The sequence below is a fragment of the Desulfobacter sp. genome (assembly GCF_050177295.1).
This window is the reverse complement of record NZ_JBFXHE010000535.1, coordinates 1-2608: the sequence shown is the minus strand read 5'-3', so window position 1 is coordinate 2608 and position 2608 is coordinate 1. Positions and strand designations below refer to the sequence as shown.

The following is a 2608-nucleotide window of genomic DNA, read 5'->3' as shown; positions in this document are numbered from 1 at the left end:
CTTTTAATGTTTCAATGATCCCGGCCCGGGTCGCTTCTGTTCCGATGCCTTCATTTTCTTTTAATGTCTTTTTGGCTTCGGCATCTTCAATGAACCGGTGAATATTTGCCATGGCCTCAATCAGGGTACCTTCGGTAAACTTTGCAGGCGGTTTTGTTTTTTGGGATTTGATATCAACCTGGGCTGCGGTTATATTGTCGTTCTGGTGTACCCCGGGCAAAACCTGGTCTTCGGCGGCTTCATCCTCTTGTTCCCTGATGAAGGCGGTCCAGCCGGGATTCAATATCGTTCTGCCCGTTGATTTCCAGACCGTATTATTTATGCCGGTCAGAATTTTCTGCGCTTCAAACTCCATGGCCGCATAAAACTGGATGCAAAAGCTTTGGGCAATCATGCGGTACAGGACAGATTCATCATCGGACAGGTTCGAAGGGGTTTCACCTGTGGGAATAATGGCATGGTGGGCAGTTACTTTTTTCGTGTCGTATGCTGCGCTTTTGATCAAGCAATCCGTGTTCTCGGCAATTTGCTCAAGCCCGGGCAGGTTTGCCAAAGCCGCAAGTATATTACCAGCCTCCTGGAACTGTTCATCCGGCAGATACCGGCAGTCAGAACGGGGATAGGTGGTCAGCTTTTTTTCATAAAGGGCCTGGGCCACATCAAGCACTTGTTTTGCTCCCATGCCGAGCTTTGCCGATGCAGCTTTTTGTAAAGAGGAGAGGCAATGGGGTAACGGCGGATTCTTTTTTTTCTTTTCTGTAACAGCCTCTATAATCTTTCCGGCCTGGCCGCTTACCTCTTTTTTGATCCGAAAGGCTTCATCAGGGTTGATTAAGCGGCCCTGGTCATCCAGCCCTTTTTGTGTGTCAAGCGGCTGAAACGTGCCGGTAAACGTACCTGCTTCATGAAGGATTTCAACATGAAGGGTGAAATACGGGTGGGGTTTGAAGTTTTCAATAACCAGGTCCCGGTTGACCACCAGGGCAAGGGTCGGGGTCTGGACCCGGCCAAGGGATAAAACTCCCTGGTTGCCGGCATCACGGCCCTTGAGGGTCATGGCCCGGGTGCAGTTCATGCCCACCAGCCAGTCTGCCTGGGATCTGGCCCGGGCCGCATCACGCAGGCCGGTATAATCATTGTTGTCTGTCATGGACGACAGGGCTTTTTTGACTGATTTGTCATCCAGGGCCGCAAGCCAGATACGTTGGCAAGAACCGGCATAATCGTGGTATTCGAGCACCTCGTCAACAAGCAGCTGTCCTTCTCTGTCCGGATCTCCTGCGTTAACTACGCATTCAGCATCCTGGAGCAGCTTGCCTATGATTTTCATTTGTGCGGCAGCATCTTTTCTGACCGAGGCATTAAAGGCGTTTGGTAAAATGGGCAGGTCTTCTTTTTTCCAGGCTTTATATTTTTCATCATATGCTTCGGGCTGATCCATTTCCAACAGATGGCCAAAGCACCAGGTCACGATATCCGGACCGCATTCTATGTAACCGTTTCTTTTTTCGGCTTCCCCCAGGCCTGCGGCAATGGCCCGGCCAAGGGATGGTTTTTCTGCTATGAAAAGTCTCATGGTTTCTTTCTCCTTAACCTGTTATTATGTTTTGTAAATTTGTTATTAATCAGGAGATATATGCTTCCGTTCCCTTCTGTCTGGCTCCCGGGAAAAATAGATTTGTTTAAAGTTTCCTGTGGTTGATTGCACAAGGAGTTAATACTTTTCCGGTTGCCTGTCCTATAGAACACTGTCAATTACTCCTTAATCTTGCAGGGGTTCTCAAATGTAAAAAGTAAGAAAGTGTAATCCTGGCCCGGCCAGTCCGGAAAATCAGGCTTGTTGTTTATAATTCCGTCTAATGCCCGATACAGATTCATGAAAAAAATATCGTTGCTCCTAAGATGCCCCCTGTACCATGCAATCATCTCGAAAACCGCTGCATATTTTTTGTTCATAAGCGCAGCCATGAACAGCCTGTTTGACTTCAGCCTCTCAAAAAGCTGATGCCTGCATACTTTTACAACTCGATTCAAGCAGGCTTCTTTATTCTTTGGATCGCTGTTTTCAAACTTAATAAGTTCATGGCTGTAATCCCGGCCTGTCCACCAGTCACTGCGGCGGGCAAAATAAAGATCGATATGATGGTTTTCAAATTTTGGATGATCAGAAGGATACAACCCCACATCCGAATATGTCGGGCAAAGAGCAGAAAGAAGATTCTCAAAAAACAAATCAGTTCTTTCAATTGTTTCAATTGTCCAGGGGAAAATAGTTGCTACGGTTTTAGGATGCTCTTGCAGGCAGTTCATAATGTTGGCATTTTCAGCAGACAAATAGAATATATTATAATATCCTTGATGGCTATAATCAGACAGTTGGCGGCAAACTTGCAGAACTCTTTCCAGATATATTTCTGTTCTGGTTTCATTCATTTATTTTTTTCTCCTTTCAGATTACTTTGTTCTTTGTGGACTTTTATTTTTTCAGCATCTGTCTGCCCTTCAAGAAACCCGGCATGCCAGCTTAAGACCTCTGTGTTTTCCGGTTCGGCTTCCTGCTGCCGGAGTCCTGCCTCATAGCCCTCTTGCCAGGATTTTTTATCAACTT

The 2608-nt window shown here is 46.5% G+C and carries 2 protein-coding genes; both read right to left on the bottom strand.

The window, feature by feature from the left end:
• On the bottom strand, positions 1-1576 hold a 1576-nt coding region (locus tag AB7U36_RS22250), incomplete at its 3' end, for a DNA topoisomerase 3 (RefSeq protein ID WP_428161787.1).
• Positions 1577-1755: 179 nt separating this feature from the next.
• Entirely contained in the window at positions 1756-2433 is a 678-nt protein-coding gene (locus AB7U36_RS22245) for a hypothetical protein (RefSeq protein ID WP_428161786.1), read from the bottom strand.
• Positions 2434-2608: the final 175 nt, after the last annotated feature.